Here is an 18,369-nt window from a genome sequence, read left to right as displayed (position 1 = left end):
GCAGCCCTGAGCCGGGATTGTTTTGCCATGGTTTGCCCACGCATATTGCGTGGCGCCACCCTAGTTATTTGCAAATTCCATGCCAACTTCAGGCGTCCAAAAGACAGATCCAAACAATTGATCTATCTGTCTTTTTTTGATGCATCCGATAGCGCCGAAAACACCATGGGCGGCAAAGCGCACAAGCAGGCGCTAAAATGTGCGAAATCCCGCACACTTTCGCATCGTGAAAGCCCGCCCCTCTCCGCCACCCCCTACCCCAAAGCCGCGCATCGATGCTGCGACGCAACGAAAAAAACGTTGGTCCAGCGCCGCAGCCTGGACACTGTCCGCGCTGGCCTTGCTGATCGTGGTAATGCTGCTGGCCACGCAATGGGCGGAAAACCGCGCGCTAAACGAAATGGCAGAGCGCGCCGACGCGTCGGCGCAGCTGAACACCGTGGCGCTACGCAGCAGCCTGGAAAAATTCCGCGCCGTGCCCGATGTGCTGGCGCGCGACTCCGAAGTGCGCGATGTCCTGGCCTTGCCCGATGCGCAGGCCATCGAAGCCCTGGACGGCAAACTCGATGAGCTGAGCCGCAGCGTCGGCGCCTCGGTCATCTACTTGCTTAACAGGCAGGGGCTGGCCATTGCCGCCAGCAACTGGCGCGAGCCGCTGACCTTTCAGGGCATGGACTACCGATTTCGCCCTTACTTCACCCGCGCGCTGCACGAAGGGCAGGCAGAGTACTTTGCCCTGGGCACCACCAGCCACGAGGCCGGACTGTATCTGTCACGGCGCGTTGAAGATCGGGCTGGGCGCCCCTTAGGTGTGATTGTGCTGAAAATGGAGTTTGGCCAGCAGGAAGCCGATTGGCGTGCGCTGCCCAATCCCTTGTTCGTGACAGACGAACAAGGGATTGTCCTGATCGGCAATGTGCCGCAATGGCAGTTCCGCTCGCTGGCGCCGTTGCCTCCCGAGCAGGCGCAAACCTTGCGTAACAGCCTGCAGTTCGGAGAAGCCACGCTGGCCGCCCTGCCGCTCGCCCCCAGCCTGGCTCATGCTCCGCCTCACGCCCTCACCCGGATCACCACAGCCTTACCAACACTGCCAGCCGGCACCTTGCTGATGCACAGCGCCATGCCTGTCCCTGCCTCGCCCCGCTGGACACTGCATACGCTAATGCCTGTGCAAGCCAACGTGCGGCGCGTCGTCTCCAATGTGCAACTGACCGTATTGCTGCTCATGGCTGCCCTCTATGCGGCCAGCGCCATCATCTATTACCGACGCCGCCTATCGCATGAACGGGTGCGCGCGCAATCTGCCGCTAAAACCCGGCTGGAACGGCGGGTGCACATCCGCACCCGGCAATTACGCAGCAGCAATGAACAACTACTTGCCCAGATAGACGAACGCGAGCGCGCCGAAACAAGGCTGCACGAGATGCAGGATGAACTCGTGCAGGCCAATAAACTGGCCTTGCTGGGCCAGGTCGCCGCCGGTGTCGCCCACGAGATCAACCAGCCGCTTTCGGCCATCCGCGCCTATGCCGATAATGCCGGAACCTTTCTGGAGCGCGGCGACGGTAGCAGCGCCCTCAAGAATCTGCGCACCATCGCGCAGCTAACCGAACGCATCGGCGGCATCACCGGCGAGCTACGAGCGTTTTCTCGCAAGGCGGCTGCCCATATTGCACCGCTAGCCTTGCGCGATGCGGTAGGCGGCGCCTTGCTGCTCATGAGCCCTCGCCTACAGCGTCAGAATGCCGTTCTCGATTACACGCCCCCGCCTGCCTGCGCGTCTGGGCTGACCGCATGCGCCTGGAACAGGTGCTGGTCAACCTGATGCAGAATGCGCTAGACGCAACGCTTCACGCGCCACGCCTGAGCCTGCGTATTACGGCGAGCGAAGATAGCGTCGAACTTGCCCTGACCGACAATGGGCCCGGCATCCCGGCTCATGTGCTGGAAAAACTTTTCACACCCTTCCAGACCACCAAGCCCGAAGGCCTGGGCCTGGGCTTGGTGATCTGCCGTGACATTCTGACCGAATGCGGCGGCACCCTGGCCGCCCGCAACGGCGCCCAAGGTGGCGCAACTTTTCTGATGCGCCTGCGCCGCGCCCCCGACACGGACTCCGCTTGATGAACACACCGCCCAACCTCAGCCAGGTACCGGATACATCGGCCGCAGCTACCGTCATTTTGGTGGATGACGACCCCGATGCGCTGGACGCCGGCATGCAAACGCTGCTGCTGCATGGCATGCGGGCTCAGGGTTATGGTTCCGCCCAGGCGGCGCTGGCTCAGATCGATGCCCAGTTCGGCGGCGTGGTCGTCACCGACGTTCGTATGCCCGGTATCGACGGGTTGGCGTTTTTCCAACGTCTGCGCGACATCGATCCCGACATACCTGTCATTCTGGTCACGGGTCATGGCGATATCCCCATGGCTGTGCAGGCCATGCGCGACGGCGCTTACGACTTTCTTTCCAAGCCCTATCCTGCCGACTTGCTGGTGGCTGCCATACACCGCGCTGCCGAAAAGCGCAGGCTCGTGCTGGCCAACCGGCAACTCCGCGCAGCCGCCACGCAAGCCGATGCCGATGAAACGCCCTTCATCGGCATCACCCCGGCCATTCAACGCATCAAGCAAACGCTGCGGCATATTGCCGACGCCGATGTAGATGTCCTGATAGAAGGCGAAACCGGCACGGGTAAAGAGGTCGTCGCTACCCTGCTACATCGGCTATCGCGCCGTCGCAGCCATCCCTTTGTGGCCATCAATTGCGGCGCGCTGCCCGAAACCGTCATCGAATCCGAACTCTTTGGCCATGAGCCGGGCGCCTTTACCGGCGCGCACAAAAAACGCATCGGCCGTATCGAGTACGCCAGTGGCGGCACCCTGTTCCTGGATGAAATCGAGAGCATGCCGCTAACCGTGCAGGTCAAGCTGCTGCGTGTGCTGGAGACCCGCCAGGTCACCCCCCTGGGTACCAATGAGGTTCGCAAGGTGGATTTGCGCGTAGTGGCCGCCACCAAGACCGACCTCGGTGACCCCTCCATGCGGACCAGCTTTCGGGAAGACCTGTTCTATCGCCTGAATGTCGTTACCATCCATCTGCCGCCGCTGCGCGAGCGGCGCGACGATATCCCGCTATTATTCGCGCATTTCGTCGGTCAGGCGGCGCGCCGCTTTCATTGCGAGGTGCCGCCCGTCACAGATGCCATCCGCGATCATCTGCACACGCACAACTGGCCGGGCAATATCCGCGAACTGGCGCACTTTGCAGAGCGTTTCGTACTGGGCGTACTCAATCCGGCCCCGGCCGCAGCTGCGGCCGAAAGCCAGCTGCCGCTGCCGCTGCCGCAGAGGCTGGAGCGCTACGAGGCGGAAATCATCCGCCAAACACTCGCCGCCCATCACGGCGAGGTCAAGGCCACACTCGATGCCCTGGGCCTGCCGCGCAAAACCTTTTACGACAAGCTGCAAAGACATGGCATCGACCGCCAGGACTATCTCCGCGGATCAGGCGCTCAATAGCGCGCAAAAACGCGCCATATCTACGTTGCCGCCGCTAATGAGCACGCCCACGCGTTTGCCGGCAAACTGCTCGCGCGCCTGGCGCGCGGCAGCCATCGCCAGGCAGCCCGTCGGCTCGGCAACCAACTTCAGGAATTGCGCCAGATAGCGCATCTCGGCCACCAATTGCTCGTCGCTCACCGTCACGATATCGCTCACATCTCGGCGGATGATGGCAAACGGCAATTGACCCAGATGCTGCGTCTGCGCACCGTCAGCAATGGTTTTAGGCGTGTCGATATGCACGATCTCGCCGCTGCGCAAAGAACGCTGCCCGTCATTACCCGCTTCAGGCTCCACACCATAGACCTTGCAAGCGGGCGATAGCGCCTTGGCCGCCAGCAAAGAGCCCGCCAGCAAGCCGCCCCCTCCCAGGCAAACGAACAAAGCATCAAGCTCACCCACCTCTTCGAACAGTTCTTTGGCCGCCGTACCTTGGCCTGCGATCACGTCGGGATGATCGTAAGGAGGGATCAAGGTCAAGCCTTTTTCTTCGGACAATTTGCGGCTGATGGCCTCGCGATCTTCGGTATAGCGGTTATAGAACACGACATTGCCGCCATAACCTTGGGTCGCAGCAACCTTCGAAGCCGGTGCGTCCTCCGGCATGATGATGGTGGCCGGAATCCCCAACAGCGCGGCGGACAGCGCCACGGCCTGTGCATGATTGCCCGAGGAGAAAGCCACCACACCCGCACGGCGCTGCGCCTCATTGAGCCGCGACAAGGCATTGAACCCGCCACGGAACTTGAAGGCCCCCATACGCTGCAGGTTCTCGCACTTCATGAACAACTCTAGGCCAAGCTCCTGGTTCAAGCGGCGCGATGTAGCGACCGGCGTGCGGTGCGCATGGCCTTCGATACGGGCGGCGGCGGCAATGACATCATCATAGGTGGGAAGTGTTTGCATGATCAGCGTTGTGGAGGCGGATTGAAGAAAAAGGCCTGGGCGGGCAGGCAGAGAGATGACCGTACAGAACGGTCTTGGGGAATCAGTCGAGCATCATTTGGCATCGCTGTACACCGTCGCACGCGAGACGCCCAAATGCAAAGCCACGGCCTCCATCGCCCGGCGCACATCCATATAGCCCTCCTCCCTCAACTCGCGCAGCAGTTGCCGGCGGTCTTCGGGCTTGAGCGAACGAGGCGTGCATGCCAGGCGGGCGGCATATTGATCGATACGGGTGCGCAACGCCTGCACACCGGGCGCATCCAGCGACTCTTGAGGCGCCGCGCCACTCGTCACGGCGCTAAACTGCCCCAACATACGCTCCATACTGCGGAACAGCGTCAGGTCCACATTCAAGCACAAGGCCGCAACATAGCGGCCGCTGCTGTCCTTGATGCCTATGGAACTGCTCTTTGCCTGACGCCCGTCTGCGAATTGATTCGCATAGTTGGTCAGCAACTGCGGATATTCCGGATCGGCAATGCGCGCTAACCCAAGCTCCGTGCTGGGGTCGCCCTTCTGCCGGCCGGAAAGATTGTTGTGAATGGCCAGAATCGAATGCTGCGGGTCACGCAAATCGTGCACCACCACCTCGCAAAAAGGCGCGAAAGTCTGGCTGATGCCGAGGGCAATCTGTTCTAGCTGACCGAGCAGGGCCTCATGCTCGGTCACGCTTGCGGGCTTAGACATTTGGAAATTTTGTCCAATACTGGACTTTTTGTCAAATATTAGCCCGCTGCCAAGCAAGACGCAGCAAAGCCTGGCGGCGAAAGCCGGCTCCCAGCAGCGGCCGCTCAGCGGTTCATCACACCCGCGTTTTGGCCGTGATCAAACGCCGCTATCAATATGCGGCTGCGCCGAAACACCGACGCTCTGAGCGACGCCCTCGCCAGCGCGATACCCCGCCTGCTCTTCGGATAGCCATTCTCGTGCGAAGGCCGCGCGGAACTCTCGCAAGCACGCCAAGCGCTGCGCGCCCAGTCGCCGCCCTGCCTCAGTGCCCATACTGGCGGGCAAACCCGCCAGCTTCAGCTCGATATGATCCAGTGTGTAGCGGCCATCATCGAGCTCTCTCGCCCTGGCCAGCGGGTCTGTCGGGTGGGCCAGTGCCCGCCCGAGCGCGCCACCGATCGAAAACATCCGGGCAAGGCCCACCGCGCCCAACGCATCCAACCGGTCGGCATCCTGCACGATCCAAGCTTCCACGCTGCGGGGTGTCACCGCCGCCGAATAACTATGCGCGGTAATCGCATGCTCGACCGCCTGAATGCGCAGCTCGTCCAGACCTGCCGGCACAAGCAATACGCGCGCGCGATCCGCCGACAGCGCTGATGCCTGGGCCCTGCGAGGATTGTTTTTAGGCAGGTTCACCAAATCATGCAGGTAACAGGCAATCGCCACGACAACGGCGTCCGCCTCGGGATGTGACAGCAACAACTGCCGGGCCGTTGACCAGACCCGGTCCAAATGATTCAGATCGTGCGCGGGGTCCTGCGCCATCTCCGCATCCGCCAAGCGACGCGCCCGGGCCGCCCAGCCCTGCGCGGTAGTCCGAGATTTCACCATCCCGTCAGGCCTTAGCGATTACGTCTGAATTATCTCGCATGTCATCCCCCCCTCTGTTCAGCACGTCATGCTGCCCTATTTTTTATCGCGAACCACAATGCAAAATTGGACTGCAGGCTACACCGTCGACATCCCCTATGTCCACGGCTATTACCGTGAACTCAATCCGCTCTGGCTGAAGCAGGTCATGCTACAGGCTGGCGTCGCCTTCCCGGAATGCGGCGTAGCCTGCGAACTCGGCTTCGGGCAAGGACTGGGCATCAATATCCACGCCAGCGCTTCTTGCTGGCAATGGTATGGCACTGACTTCAATCCCGAGCATGCGGCTTTTGCCCAGGCTCTGGCCAGGGAAAGCGGCAATCCCGCCGTGCTGCGCGATGACGCTTTCGATGCTTACGCACAGCGCGACGATCTACCCGACTTTGACTTTATTGCCCTGCACGGCATCTGGTCCTGGATCTCCGACGATAACCGGCAGGTCATCGTGGATTTCATCCGCCGCAAGCTGAAACTGGGCGGCGTCGTCTATATCAGCTACAACACCTTGCCCGGATGGGCGCCCTTCATCCCGCTGCGACAGCTGCTCACCAACCACGCCCGCTACATGGGTCACGGCACTTGGCCCGAACGCGCCCATCAAGCCCTGGATTTCACCGAAAAACTCCTCGCCAGCGATCCGCTCTATCTGCGCGCCGCGCCGCTGCTTACGTCCCGCACCCAGGACATGCGCAAGCATGATGTGCACTATCTGCTGCACGAGTACTTCAATCGCGACTGGACTCCTACGTCTTTCTCACAGCTTGCAGACTGGATGCGCTCGGCCAAACTTGATTTCGTCTGCAGTGCCGACCCGCTCGACCAAATAGAAGCCCTGAGCACCACTGAAGAGCAAAGAGCCCTGCTGGCCGAGGTCCACGATCGCACCTTTTACCAGGATGTGCGGGACCTCATGGTCAGCCGCAACTTCCGCAAGGATTACTGGGTCAAGGGGCCTCGTGTATTACCCGCTGCGGAACAAAGCGAACAGATCGCCGCCCAACGGGTCATTCTGACCAGCCTGCGCGAGAGCATTTCCACAACGGTGAGCGGCGGAGTGCGTGAAGCCACCCTGCGCGAATCCATCGCAGGCCCGGTGCTAGACATCCTTCAAGACCATAAAGCGCATCGCATTGGCAAGCTGCAAGCCCAGCTTGCAGGCCACAACATTACCGGCGCCCAACTGCATGAGACCCTGCTCATCCTGATGGCCGCTGGCCATCTCTCGCCTGCCCAGGAGGACTCGCAAATCGAACAAACCCTGGCGCGAACGCAGGCCATCAACCGGCTTATTCTGCGCCAAGCAAAGCACAACGATGCGCTGCAGTATCTGGCCAACCCGGCCACAGGCGGGGGCTTCTCCATCGACCGCATCGCACGTCTGCTGATCCTGGCGCGAGAAACAAGCAGCCATCCCGAAGACTGGGTGCAAGCCACCTGGAGCATACTCAAGCAAAACGGCCAAAGGCTGCTCAAAGAGGGTGAGGCCCTGGAGACCGAAGACGACAACATCGAGCATCTGCGTTCGATAGCCCAGCATTTCGAGCGCAATCGCCTGCCTCTTCTGCGCGCAATGGGCATACTCTGACCCCCGGGATTTCACTAATACAGCAAACGTTTTTACCGCGCTCTCAGCGCGGCAAACGCCTTGTTGGGCATGCTGCAAATCCCTCTCAGCGTTTATTAACCCACTGATAAAAAAAGATTTTCTGAAACCCTAGCCGCGTCGGCTTGCCGGGAATCTGTTCTGACCGGCATCACCCATAAGCCACATGAATATGAAGAATAAATAAATACGATTTTTCTTATGCTCGAGGACAGCCGTATAAAGAGGCCGATTACGCCGCAATCCTGCGGTCAGTCTGTTATCGAGAGAGAAATGAAGGGGAATCAACAAACGGCCACGCACCAACCCGTGCGTGCGTCCGTCGCAGCTTTCGTCGGCACCATGATCGAGTGGTACGACTTCTACATTTACGCCACCGCCGCCGCGCTGGTATTCGGCAAACTCTTCTTCCCTTCGGTTGACGGTTTCTACGGCACCCTGGCCGCCTTTGGCACCTTCGCTGTCGGCTTTTTCGCACGCCCCTTGGGTGGCGCCGTATTCGGCCACATCGGCGACCGCATCGGCCGCAAAAAATCCCTGGTCATCACCTTGCTCATGATGGGCACGGTCACCGTGCTGATCGGCCTCTTGCCGACCTATGCGCAAATCGGCGTCTGGGCCCCTGTGCTGCTGGTTGTACTGCGCTTTATTCAAGGTATCGCCGTAGGCGGTGAATGGGGCGGTGCGGTATTGATGGCCGGAGAACACTCTCCCGACCAGAAAAAACGCACCTTCTTCGCCTCTTTCGCCCAATTGGGCAGCCCGGCCGGTCTCATCCTGTCGATGCTGATGTTCAAGCTGGTCACCTCGATGGATGACGCGGCGTTCATGAGCTGGGGTTGGCGTGTGCCCTTCCTGTTCAGCGCCGCCCTGCTGATCGTGGGTTTTGCCATCCGCATGAGCGTCAAAGAGTCGCCCGACTTTCTGGCGGAACAGGAAAAAAAGGCCAAACTCAGCAAAGCCAGCCAGGACAAAGCACCGCTCATGGAAGTCCTGCGCGGCGCTCCTGGCATGTTGGCCTTGGCGGTCGGCTCCAACGTGCTGGGCATTGCCGGCTTCTATTTCACTAGCACCTTCATGATCGCCTACACCACACAATATGTAGGCCTGTCGCGCGCCGTCGTGCTGGACTCGCTCCTGCTGGTGTCGGTCATGCAATTCTTCATCACGCCGATTTCCGCCTACATCGCCACGCGGATCGGCAACCAGCGTTTCTTGGTAATCACCTCCTTCCTGTCGGTGTTCACGCCCTATCTGATGTTCAATCTGGTGGACATGGGTACGCGCACCTCTCTGACCCTGGGCGTGGGTTCGGCCGTGCTCTTCATTGGCGCCTTCTACGCCGTGATCGCAGGCTATGTGAGCGACAGCTTCCCGACCCGCATTCGCTATACGGGTATCTCGATGGCCTATCAGCTCTCGGGCGCTATCTTCGGTGGCCTCACCCCCATCATCGGCACCATTCTCGCCCAGGAGTTCAAGGGGCAATGGTGGCCGCTGGCACTGCTGTTCTCCGGCATCTCCTTGCTGTCCATGGTGTCGGTACTTTTCCTCGCCAATCGCCGCCAAGGCGGCGCGGCTTGAGCCGTAGGGACTACTCATGAAAACGTTCTACCACCCCGATCAAAAACTGCATCACCCGCAAACGTATTTTTCGCGGGGCATGATGCGCAAACCCCAAGAAGTCCCGCTACGTCTGGACGCGCTGGTCGAAGGCGTGCGCAAGCTCAATTTCGACATCATTGAGCCGACCGATGCCGGCGCAGGCGCCATCAGCGCCGTGCACTCCCTGGACTATCTGCGTTTTCTGCAAGAAGCCCATACGCGCTGGAAAGAACTGCCGGATGATTGGGGCAACGAAGTGGTTTCTAACATCTTCGTGCGTGAACCCAACGCCCTGCGTGGCGTGCTGGCGCAAGCCGCGCGCTACCTGGCCGATGGCAGCTGCCCGGTCGGTCCCAATACGTGGCGCTCGGCCTACTGGGCTGCGCAATGTGCGATCGGCAGCGCCCAGGCTCTGCTTGACGGTGATCGCCATGCCTACGCCCTCTGCCGTCCTCCAGGCCATCACGCCCGGCGCGATGCCGCTGGCGGCTTCTGCTATCTGAACAACGCCGCCATCGCGGCGCAAATGCTCACTCAGAAGTTCAAGCGCGTCGCCATTCTGGATACCGACATGCACCATGGCCAAGGCATCCAGGAGATCTTCTACGAGCGCAGCGATGTACTCTACGTCTCGATCCACGGAGACCCTGAAAACTTCTACCCGGTCGTCGCCGGTTTCGAAGATGAGCGTGGCGCCGGCGAGGGCCTGGGTTTCAACGTGAATCTGCCCATGCCGCATGGCTCGCCCGAAGGCGTGTTCTTCGACCGTCTGCACCAGGCTCGCCGCGCCATCGAGCTATTCCAACCTGATGCGCTGGTGCTCTCACTGGGTTTTGACGTATTCGAGAAAGACCCGCAAGCCATGGTGGCGGTCAGTTCCGACGGGTTTGAGCGTCTGGGTCACACCATCGGCAGCCTTGGTCTGCCCACCATCATCGTTCAAGAAGGCGGCTATTACATCGAAGGCCTCGAAGACAACGCCGAACGCTTCTTCAACGGCATGGCGCGCGCCTAAGCCAGGCCGGCCTAGCCTAGGCCAAGCTGCCCCCCTGCTTTGTTAAAGCAGGGGGGTTTTTCATTGCACGCCCTCAGCGCGCAAAGATCCGGGCCCGCCGACAGCTGCCGGCGTATGCGCATGCCTTAATCGATCACCGCAGCAAGCCCGAACATTGGTCAGAATAGGCAACGCGCCGCGGCGCATGCCCAGATTGCGCCCCGGTCTTCCAAACCCCGCTGTGCCTTCAGCCATGCGCCGTCTCCGGCCACGAGCCAGCGCAACAGCGTCTGGCTCGGTTTGATGCCTATTTCCTCAGTTTGCTATGCTGGCCGCAGAACACATTTACTGCGGTCCCAAGACTGCGGCTCAAGGAAGTTTCCTTTTCATGTCCACCGCTATCGCTCGTAAAACCAGTTCATCAACCTTGGCTCCCGAGCGCATGGACTGGAATCTGCTGCGCACTTTCATGTTCGTTGTGCAAGAACGCGGCGTCGGCCGTGCGGCGACCGCTTTGCACTTGAGCCAGCCCGCCGTGAGTCAGGCCCTCAAACGGCTTGAAGAAGCCGTCGGCGGCCTGCTCCTTTATCGCCGTAACGGAGAATTCCGCCTGACCGGCCTGGGCGAAGAAATCTATCAACTGGCGCGCGAGATGTACTCCATGGTGGCGCGTATCGACGAGGCCGTAACCCAAGAGGAGGATGAAGTCGCCGGAGTGCTGCGCCTGATGGTGATGAGCCGAATTCAGAGCGCAGCCTATGACGATTTTTTATGCCAATTCCATCGCCGCTATCCCAAGGTGGAATTCCACGTCGATGTCATGCAAAGCTCGGCGATTCTGGATGCCTTGAGCAAACGTGTACCCGCGCTGGGTATATGCCTCTGTCGTAAAGCCATAGACGGTAATCTCGACCATCGCCTATTACTGCGGCATCGCTATGTACTCGTATGCGGGCGCAACCATCCACTTTTTTCGCGCCGTAAGATACGGCTGGACGATCTGCGAGACCAAAACTTCATATGCTTCGCCAGTGACCAACTGGGTGACACGCTCTCGCCCCTCACGATTTTCCGTGATCAGGAAGGATTCACCGGGCGCATCGTGGGCACCTCCGCCTATGTCGAAGAAATCCGCCGCATGGTCATCGCCGGCATGGGCTTGAGTTGCCTGCCCGAACACCTCATCAGCCAGGATGTGATCGCGGGAGACCTCAAGCGTCTGCCCCCTGAACATCCCATCGCCGAGATCGACGTATTTTTGGCCTGGCATAAAGAACGCAAACTGAATTCCGCCGAACAAGCCTTCCTGGACTCGTTCGAACGATTCCTGGAGCGTGCCCCAATCGAACGCCAGTTGCCGGCCAATCCCATTCTCATCAGCTCTTGAATCAAGCGACATCGTCGTCCAGAAGCGCCCTTGACACTGTTCAAGGCCCTCCGCCCTACTCGGTATACCCACGCTTTCCCAGCCGATCCAGCCCCCAAGCAGCCCGGCCTCATCGCAAACGATTTTTGTGCGGCATCGTCATGCGTAGTCTAGCGGGCCAAAGCATGAGTAGACGGATACCAACCGCTCAACATAATGTTGAAACTGGCATTTCCGGTTCGGCTCCAAGCTCCGGATAAGCGTTCTGCGCACCGCCCAAGATCCCCACAAGCTCTCGCCCTCTCCCTCCCGGCCCAAATAGGGCGGCGCCGAGCAGGCACCGGGTTTTCGCAGGCTGAGAGGGTGTTGGGGCGTGGCGCCTGGGGGAAGGCGAGCCGCGCAGGCAGGGGGTGCGGCAAGGGCCAGCGCAAGGGTGAAGCGCAAAAACAAAACCCCACAAGCGGTAGCTTGTGGGGTTTTGAGGGATAAAAGCCTGACGATGACCTACTTTCACAGGCGTAAACCAACTATCATCGGCGCGAAGGCGTTTCACTGTCCTGTTCGGGATGGGAAGGAGTGGGGCCACCTTGCTATGGTCGTCAGGCGTAACTGGCTAAGCAGTTGACGCTGTTGTCAACAGCTTGAATTTGGAAGAAGCGTCACGCGGGTTGCGTTGATGTATGTTCAGACGGCACTGGCGCGTATGGCCAGCAATCGTATATGTAAGACTAAAGAGTTATAGGATCAAGCCGCACGGGCAATTAGTATCGGTTAGCTTAACGCATTACTGCGCTTCCACACCCGACCTATCAACGTCCTGGTCTTGAACGACCCTTTAGAGAGATCTAGTCTCTGGGATACCTAATCTTCAGACGAGTTTCCCGCTTAGATGCCTTCAGCGGTTATCTCTTCCGTACTTAGCTACCCGGCAATGCCATTGGCATGACAACCGGTACACCAGAGGTACGTCCACTCCGGTCCTCTCGTACTAGGAGCAGGCTCCGTCAAGTATCCAACGCCCACGGCAGATAGGGACCAAACTGTCTCACGACGTTTTAAACCCAGCTCACGTACCTCTTTAAATGGCGAACAGCCATACCCTTGGGACCGGCTACAGCCCCAGGATGAGATGAGCCGACATCGAGGTGCCAAACACCGCCGTCGATATGAACTCTTGGGCGGTATCAGCCTGTTATCCCCAGAGTACCTTTTATCCGTTGAGCGATGGCCCTTCCATTCAGAACCACCGGATCACTATGTCCTGCTTTCGCACCTGTTCGACTTGTCAGTCTCACAGTCAAGCACGCTTATGCCATTGCACTATCAGCACGATTTCCGACCGTACCTAGCGTACCTTCGAGCTCCTCCGTTACACTTTGGGAGGAGACCGCCCCAGTCAAACTGCCCACCATGCACTGTCCCCGATCCGGATAACGGACCAAGGTTAGAACCGCAAACAAACCAGGGTGGTATTTCAAGGACGGCTCCCTCGAATCTGGCGACTCGAGTTCTGCGCCTCCCACCTATCCTACACAGGCCGGTTCACAGTTCAATGCAAAGCTACAGTAAAGGTTCATGGGGTCTTTCCGTCTAGCCGCGGGTAGATTGCATCATCACAAACACTTCAACTTCGCTGAGTCTCGGGAGGAGACAGTGTGGCCATCGTTACGCCATTCGTGCAGGTCGGAACTTACCCGACAAGGAATTTCGCTACCTTAGGACCGTTATAGTTACGGCCGCCGTTTACCGGGGCTTCGATCAAGAGCTTGCACCCCATCACTTAACCTTCCGGCACCGGGCAGGCGTCACACCCTATACGTCGACTTTCGTCTTTGCAGAGTGCTGTGTTTTTAATAAACAGTCGCAGCCACCGATTCTCTGCGACCCCATCATGCTCAGCGCGCAGGCGCCTCACACTACCGGGGCATACCTTCTCCCGAAGTTACGGTATTAATTTGCCGAGTTCCTTCTCCCGAGTTCTCTCAAGCGCCTTGGAATATTCATCCCGTCCACCTGTGTCGGTTTGCGGTACGGTCTCGTACAGCTGAAGCTTAGAGGCTTTTCTTGGAACCACTTCCAATCACTTCGCGAGACATGCTCGCTCGAGCCACACCCTTGATTTACGCGCCCGGATTTGCCTAAGCGCCATCTTCAATGCAGCAACAGGGACATCCAACACCCTGATGATCTTCCGCGATCCGTCCCCCCATCGCACTGTACGACGGTGCTGGAATATTAACCAGCTTCCCATCAGCTACGCATCTCTGCCTCGCCTTAGGGGCCGACTCACCCTGCGCCGATGAACGTTGCGCAGGAAACCTTGGACTTACGGCGAGGGGGCTTTTCACCCCCTTTATCGCTACTCATGTCAGCATTCGCACTTCTGATACCTCCAGCAGCCTTCACAAGCCACCTTCGCAGGCTTACAGAACGCTCTCCTACCGCGTGTACTCAAAGTACACACCCGCAGCTTCGGTTTATCACTTAGCCCCGTTACATCTTCCGCGCAGGACGACTCGATCAGTGAGCTATTACGCTTTCTTTAAAGGGTGGCTGCTTCTAAGCCAACCTCCTGACTGTCTATGCCTTCCCACTTCGTTTCCCACTTAGTGATAATTTGGGACCTTAGCTGGCGGTCTGGGTTGTTTCCCTCTTGAGTCCGGACGTTAGCACCCGGTGCTCTGTCTCCCAAGCTGTACTTGCGGGTATTCGGAGTTTGCCATGGTTTGGTAAGTCGCCATGACCCCCTAGCCATAACAGTGCTCTACCCCCCGCAGTAATACTTGAGGCACTACCTAAATAGTTTTCGGAGAGAACCAGCTATTTCCAGATTTGTTTAGCCTTTCACCCCTATCCACAGCTCATCCCCTAGTTTTTCAACACTAGTGGGTTCGGTCCTCCAGCACGTGTTACCGTGCCTTCAACCTGGCCATGGGTAGATCATCTGGTTTCGGGTCTACACCCAGCGACTCAACGCCCTATTCGGACTCGCTTTCGCTACGCCTTCCCTATTCGGTTAAGCTTGCCACTGAATGTAAGTCGCTGACCCATTATACAAAAGGTACGCCGTCACCCCACAAGGAGGCTCCGACTGTTTGTATGCACACGGTTTCAGGATCTATTTCACTCCCCTTCCGGGGTTCTTTTCGCCTTTCCCTCACGGTACTGGTTCACTATCGGTCGATCACGAGTATTTAGCCTTGGAGGATGGTCCCCCCATCTTCAAACAGGATTTCACGTGTCCCGCCCTACTTCTCTTACGCTTAGTTCCACCACCCGCATTTCATCTACAGGGCTATCACCTGCTACGGCCAGACTTTCCAGACTGTTCGATTATACGGATGGCTAAATCGTAAAGGCTCTTCCGATTTCGCTCGCCACTACTATCGGAATCTCGGTTGATTTCTTTTCCTCGAGCTACTGAGATGTTTCAGTTCACCCGGTTCGCTTCCACTGACCTATGTATTCAGTCAGGGATACTGCTTGCGCAGTGGGTTTCCCCATTCGGACATCTACGGATCAAAGCTTGTTTGCCAGCTCCCCGTAGCTTTTCGCAGGCTACCACGTCCTTCATCGCCTGTGATCGCCAAGGCATCCACCATGTGCACTTAGTCGCTTGATCCTATAACACTTGAGTCTTATAGGTTGCTGTCATTTCGCGTTTGTGCCGTTCTTAAGTTCAAAAGCTCTGACCATCTCTGGTCAGCTTGAGACTTGGAACATAATCATGCAATCACAACCCGTATTCATCTTCGTCAAGTTCCCTTGATTACTCGATAAACACTTTACGTTGTGCTTCTTCCAAATTGTTAAAGAACATATATAGCTGTCAGGCCTAAACCTAACGATTAAGACTGCTCGCAACCTTAACCGTTAACCTCAGACTCGCGAAGGATGAAACCTCTCTCTAACCGCCTCACTTCCAATCCGGCATCAACCGAATCAAAAGTAACTGGTGGAGGTGAACGGGATCGAACCGATGACATCCTGCTTGCAAAGCAGGCGCTCTCCCAGCTGAGCTACACCCCCGTATTCGTGGTGGGTCTGGTTGGATTCGAACCAACGACCCCCGCCTTATCAAGACGGTGCTCTAACCGACTGAGCTACAGACCCCAGACTTCAAATCTTCCGGATCTGTTCGATCCTTCGCAGCTATATTCAAACAACCGATAAGCGTGGACACTTAATGCGAGCACTTAGCTCTTAAAGGAGGTGATCCAGCCGCACCTTCCGATACGGCTACCTTGTTACGACTTCACCCCAGTCATGAATCCTACCGTGGTAATCGCCCCCCTTGCGGTTAGGCTAACTACTTCTGGTAAAACCCACTCCCATGGTGTGACGGGCGGTGTGTACAAGACCCGGGAACGTATTCACCGCGACATGCTGATCCGCGATTACTAGCGATTCCGACTTCACGCAGTCGAGTTGCAGACTGCGATCCGGACTACGATCGGGTTTCTGGGATTGGCTCCCCCTCGCGGGTTGGCGACCCTCTGTCCCGACCATTGTATGACGTGTGAAGCCCTACCCATAAGGGCCATGAGGACTTGACGTCATCCCCACCTTCCTCCGGTTTGTCACCGGCAGTCTCATTAGAGTGCCCTTTCGTAGCAACTAATGACAAGGGTTGCGCTCGTTGCGGGACTTAACCCAACATCTCACGACACGAGCTGACGACAGCCATGCAGCACCTGTGTTCCGGTTCTCTTGCGAGCACTCCCAAATCTCTTCGGGATTCCAGACATGTCAAGGGTAGGTAAGGTTTTTCGCGTTGCATCGAATTAATCCACATCATCCACCGCTTGTGCGGGTCCCCGTCAATTCCTTTGAGTTTTAATCTTGCGACCGTACTCCCCAGGCGGTCAACTTCACGCGTTAGCTGCGCTACTAAGGCCCGAAGGCCCCAACAGCTAGTTGACATCGTTTAGGGCGTGGACTACCAGGGTATCTAATCCTGTTTGCTCCCCACGCTTTCGTGCATGAGCGTCAGTGTTATCCCAGGAGGCTGCCTTCGCCATCGGTGTTCCTCCGCATATCTACGCATTTCACTGCTACACGCGGAATTCCACCTCCCTCTGACACACTCTAGCTCGGTAGTTAAAAATGCAGTTCCAAAGTTAAGCTCTGGGATTTCACATCTTTCTTTCCGAACCGCCTGCGCACGCTTTACGCCCAGTAATTCCGATTAACGCTTGCACCCTACGTATTACCGCGGCTGCTGGCACGTAGTTAGCCGGTGCTTATTCTGCAGGTACCGTCATTTGCGCAAGGTATTAGCCTGCGCCTTTTCTTTCCTGCCAAAAGTGCTTTACAACCCGAAGGCCTTCATCGCACACGCGGGATGGCTGGATCAGGGTTTCCCCCATTGTCCAAAATTCCCCACTGCTGCCTCCCGTAGGAGTCTGGGCCGTGTCTCAGTCCCAGTGTGGCTGGTCGTCCTCTCAAACCAGCTACGGATCGTCGCCTTGGTGAGCCGTTACCCCACCAACTAGCTAATCCGATATCGGCCGCTCTAATAGTGCGAGGCCCGAAGGTCCCCCGCTTTCCCCCGTAGGGCGTATGCGGTATTAGCTACGCTTTCGCGTAGTTATCCCCCGCTACTAGGCACGTTCCGATACATTACTCACCCGTTCGCCACTCGCCACCAGACCGAAGTCCGTGCTGCCGTTCGACTTGCATGTGTAAAGCATCCCGCCAGCGTTCAATCTGAGCCAGGATCAAACTCTTCAGTTTAATCTCTGTGTTGCGCCGTTAATCTCTTAACGACGACTTTCGCTTGCTCAAAGGAAGTGAGGTGATAGTTTCGAAAAACTAAACCTTACTTCTATATGAGCACTTGATAGTTTCGCTTCCCGTCAGACCTAAGCCTGACGTTGCGCACTCACACCAAGTGCCCACACTTATCGGTTGTTTAATTGTTAAAGAGCGGTCTTGCTAATTCTGTACTACCTTACTGCTTCGCTTCTCACTTACCGCGTCGCTCGGCTTATCTGCCGTTCGTCGCTGCATCGTTGTCAGCAGCAGAGAAACGAGATTATGAAGGAGTTTTTTTCGTTTGTCAACTCAGCTTCGCTTTTTTCGTATCGCTTGCGAAGATTTTTTTCTCCACTCACGCTACCGGCGAAACACCGAGTTGGCAACTTACTCACCACCTCACAGCAACCTAAGTCACTGCTCACCTCTTATCTCACTTCCTTGCTCTAGCAGCTCTCGAAACACCCTGCCGTTTTGCAGATCCGGGTAAACCCGAATGTTTCGATAACTGCCAAGCCCGAAACTATAACACAACTTTTTGGAATTTTGCAAGTCACTCGCAATTTTTTATTCCCCGTCGTGCCGCACTGGAATCCGGGCCGGCTATCGCCTTAACCTCTCTCCCCGTGCCTGACGCCTATCTGCTCTTCCCACGTTTCGCTTTGCGATAACCGCTTTGGAATCAAACACATAAACCTCAATTCCGGCTTCACTTCACTGACTGCGCCGCGTCTGCGTTGCTGTCTGTGCTGCGAAGGAGGCGAACTATAGCACAGCTTTTTTCGCCCTGTCTCGGCTTTGACTCTTTTTTTAAAGAAAAATGAAAAAATCCGGCGATAGGACGGATTTAGCGGGCTTGCGCCCCCGGAATACGCGGTCTCGCTGGCGCGCAGGACGTCGGCACGCCAGACTTACGCTACCCTAGCGCATC

10 protein-coding genes, 2 tRNA genes and 3 rRNA genes are annotated in these 18,369 nt (G+C 57.7%); 7 read left to right on the top strand and 8 right to left on the bottom strand.

Going from position 1 to position 18,369, the window contains the following annotated elements; all coding sequences use genetic code 11:
* Window positions 1-199 precede the first annotated feature (199 nt).
* From U0029_RS06970 to U0029_RS06960, 3 genes are read left to right on the top strand one after another with little or no spacing between them, the layout of a single operon-like run.
* Complete coding sequence (locus U0029_RS06970; protein WP_249037551.1) at window positions 200-1,825, top strand: sensor histidine kinase; 1,626 nt, start codon at window positions 200-202, stop codon at window positions 1,823-1,825.
* Window positions 1,795-2,124 (top strand): ATP-binding protein, encoded by a 330-nt coding sequence (locus tag U0029_RS06965; protein WP_249037550.1) that lies wholly within the window; start codon window positions 1,795-1,797, stop codon window positions 2,122-2,124. The genes U0029_RS06970 and U0029_RS06965 overlap by 31 nt, the downstream gene beginning before the upstream one ends.
* A complete protein-coding gene (locus U0029_RS06960) occupies window positions 2,124-3,521 on the top strand; it encodes a sigma-54-dependent transcriptional regulator (RefSeq protein ID WP_114852750.1) in 1,398 nt (465 codons plus the stop codon). The genes U0029_RS06965 and U0029_RS06960 overlap by 1 nt, the downstream gene beginning before the upstream one ends.
* Here U0029_RS06960 and U0029_RS06955 read toward each other — a convergent pair.
* The 3 genes from U0029_RS06955 to U0029_RS06945 all read right to left on the bottom strand — a co-directional run bounded on the left by U0029_RS06955 (window position 3,507) and on the right by U0029_RS06945 (window position 6,008).
* The gene (locus U0029_RS06955; protein WP_012417883.1) at window positions 3,507-4,469 is read right to left on the bottom strand and encodes a threo-3-hydroxy-L-aspartate ammonia-lyase; all 963 of its coding nucleotides are present in this window, start codon (window positions 4,467-4,469) and stop codon (window positions 3,507-3,509) included. The two genes, U0029_RS06960 and U0029_RS06955, sit on opposite strands and share 15 nt — an antisense overlap.
* A gap of 93 nt (window positions 4,470-4,562) precedes the next feature.
* The gene (locus U0029_RS06950; RefSeq protein ID WP_114852749.1) at window positions 4,563-5,198 is read right to left on the bottom strand and encodes a helix-turn-helix transcriptional regulator; all 636 of its coding nucleotides are present in this window, start codon (window positions 5,196-5,198) and stop codon (window positions 4,563-4,565) included.
* A gap of 138 nt (window positions 5,199-5,336) precedes the next feature.
* Window positions 5,337-6,008 carry an HD domain-containing protein gene (locus U0029_RS06945; RefSeq protein ID WP_236824155.1) on the bottom strand — a complete coding sequence of 224 codons (672 nt, stop codon included), beginning with the start codon at window positions 6,006-6,008 and terminating at the stop codon, window positions 5,337-5,339.
* Window positions 6,009-6,171: 163 nt separating this feature from the next.
* Between U0029_RS06945 and U0029_RS06940 the strand changes: the two genes are divergently transcribed.
* The 4 genes from U0029_RS06940 to U0029_RS06925 all read left to right on the top strand — a co-directional run bounded on the left by U0029_RS06940 (window position 6,172) and on the right by U0029_RS06925 (window position 11,702).
* Window positions 6,172-7,698, top strand: coding sequence for a class I SAM-dependent methyltransferase (locus U0029_RS06940; protein WP_236824156.1), 1,527 nt, complete (start codon window positions 6,172-6,174; stop codon window positions 7,696-7,698).
* A gap of 291 nt (window positions 7,699-7,989) precedes the next feature.
* Window positions 7,990-9,300: an MFS transporter gene (locus U0029_RS06935; RefSeq protein WP_012417886.1), complete on the top strand. Its 1,311-nt coding sequence runs from the start codon at window positions 7,990-7,992 to the stop codon at window positions 9,298-9,300.
* Window positions 9,301-9,316: 16 nt separating this feature from the next.
* The gene (locus U0029_RS06930) at window positions 9,317-10,336 is read left to right on the top strand and encodes a histone deacetylase family protein (protein WP_114852746.1); all 1,020 of its coding nucleotides are present in this window, start codon (window positions 9,317-9,319) and stop codon (window positions 10,334-10,336) included.
* A gap of 367 nt (window positions 10,337-10,703) precedes the next feature.
* The gene (locus U0029_RS06925) at window positions 10,704-11,702 is read left to right on the top strand and encodes a LysR family transcriptional regulator (RefSeq protein WP_114852768.1); all 999 of its coding nucleotides are present in this window, start codon (window positions 10,704-10,706) and stop codon (window positions 11,700-11,702) included.
* Between the two features lie 470 nt (window positions 11,703-12,172).
* On the opposite strand, the gene rrf is transcribed toward U0029_RS06925, so the two are convergent.
* The 5 genes from rrf to U0029_RS06900 all read right to left on the bottom strand — a co-directional run bounded on the left by rrf (window position 12,173) and on the right by U0029_RS06900 (window position 17,417).
* Window positions 12,173-12,285, bottom strand: a 5S ribosomal RNA gene (gene rrf / locus U0029_RS06920).
* Window positions 12,286-12,421: 136 nt separating this feature from the next.
* Window positions 12,422-15,303 (bottom strand): 23S ribosomal RNA (locus U0029_RS06915).
* 331 nt (window positions 15,304-15,634) lie between these two features.
* A tRNA-Ala gene (locus U0029_RS06910) sits at window positions 15,635-15,710 on the bottom strand.
* Between the two features lie 7 nt (window positions 15,711-15,717).
* Window positions 15,718-15,794: transfer RNA gene (locus U0029_RS06905), tRNA-Ile, on the bottom strand.
* Between the two features lie 92 nt (window positions 15,795-15,886).
* A 16S ribosomal RNA gene (locus U0029_RS06900) occupies window positions 15,887-17,417 on the bottom strand.
* Together the 16S, 23S and 5S rRNA genes with 2 tRNA genes alongside form the textbook arrangement of a ribosomal RNA operon.
* Window positions 17,418-18,369: the final 952 nt, after the last annotated feature.

Source organism: Bordetella avium (assembly GCF_034424645.1).
Classification (GTDB): domain Bacteria; phylum Pseudomonadota; class Gammaproteobacteria; order Burkholderiales; family Burkholderiaceae_B; genus Bordetella; species Bordetella avium.
This window is presented reverse-complemented; position numbering and strand designations above follow the sequence as displayed.

Coding starts and splice junctions, on each gene's coding strand:
- U0029_RS06965 (WP_249037550.1), top strand. CDS start 1,795: ATGCGCCTGGAACAGGTGCTGGTCAACCTGATGCAGAATGCGCTAGAC.
- U0029_RS06960 (WP_114852750.1), top strand. CDS start 2,124: ATGAACACACCGCCCAACCTCAGCCAGGTACCGGATACATCGGCCGCA.
- U0029_RS06955 (WP_012417883.1), bottom strand. CDS start 4,469: ATGCAAACACTTCCCACCTATGATGATGTCATTGCCGCCGCCGCCCGT.
- U0029_RS06950 (WP_114852749.1), bottom strand. CDS start 5,198: ATGTCTAAGCCCGCAAGCGTGACCGAGCATGAGGCCCTGCTCGGTCAG.
- U0029_RS06945 (WP_236824155.1), bottom strand. CDS start 6,008: ATGGCGCAGGACCCCGCGCACGATCTGAATCATTTGGACCGGGTCTGG.
- U0029_RS06940 (WP_236824156.1), top strand. CDS start 6,172: ATGCAAAATTGGACTGCAGGCTACACCGTCGACATCCCCTATGTCCAC.
- U0029_RS06935 (WP_012417886.1), top strand. CDS start 7,990: ATGAAGGGGAATCAACAAACGGCCACGCACCAACCCGTGCGTGCGTCC.
- U0029_RS06930 (WP_114852746.1), top strand. CDS start 9,317: ATGAAAACGTTCTACCACCCCGATCAAAAACTGCATCACCCGCAAACG.
- U0029_RS06925 (WP_114852768.1), top strand. CDS start 10,704: ATGTCCACCGCTATCGCTCGTAAAACCAGTTCATCAACCTTGGCTCCC.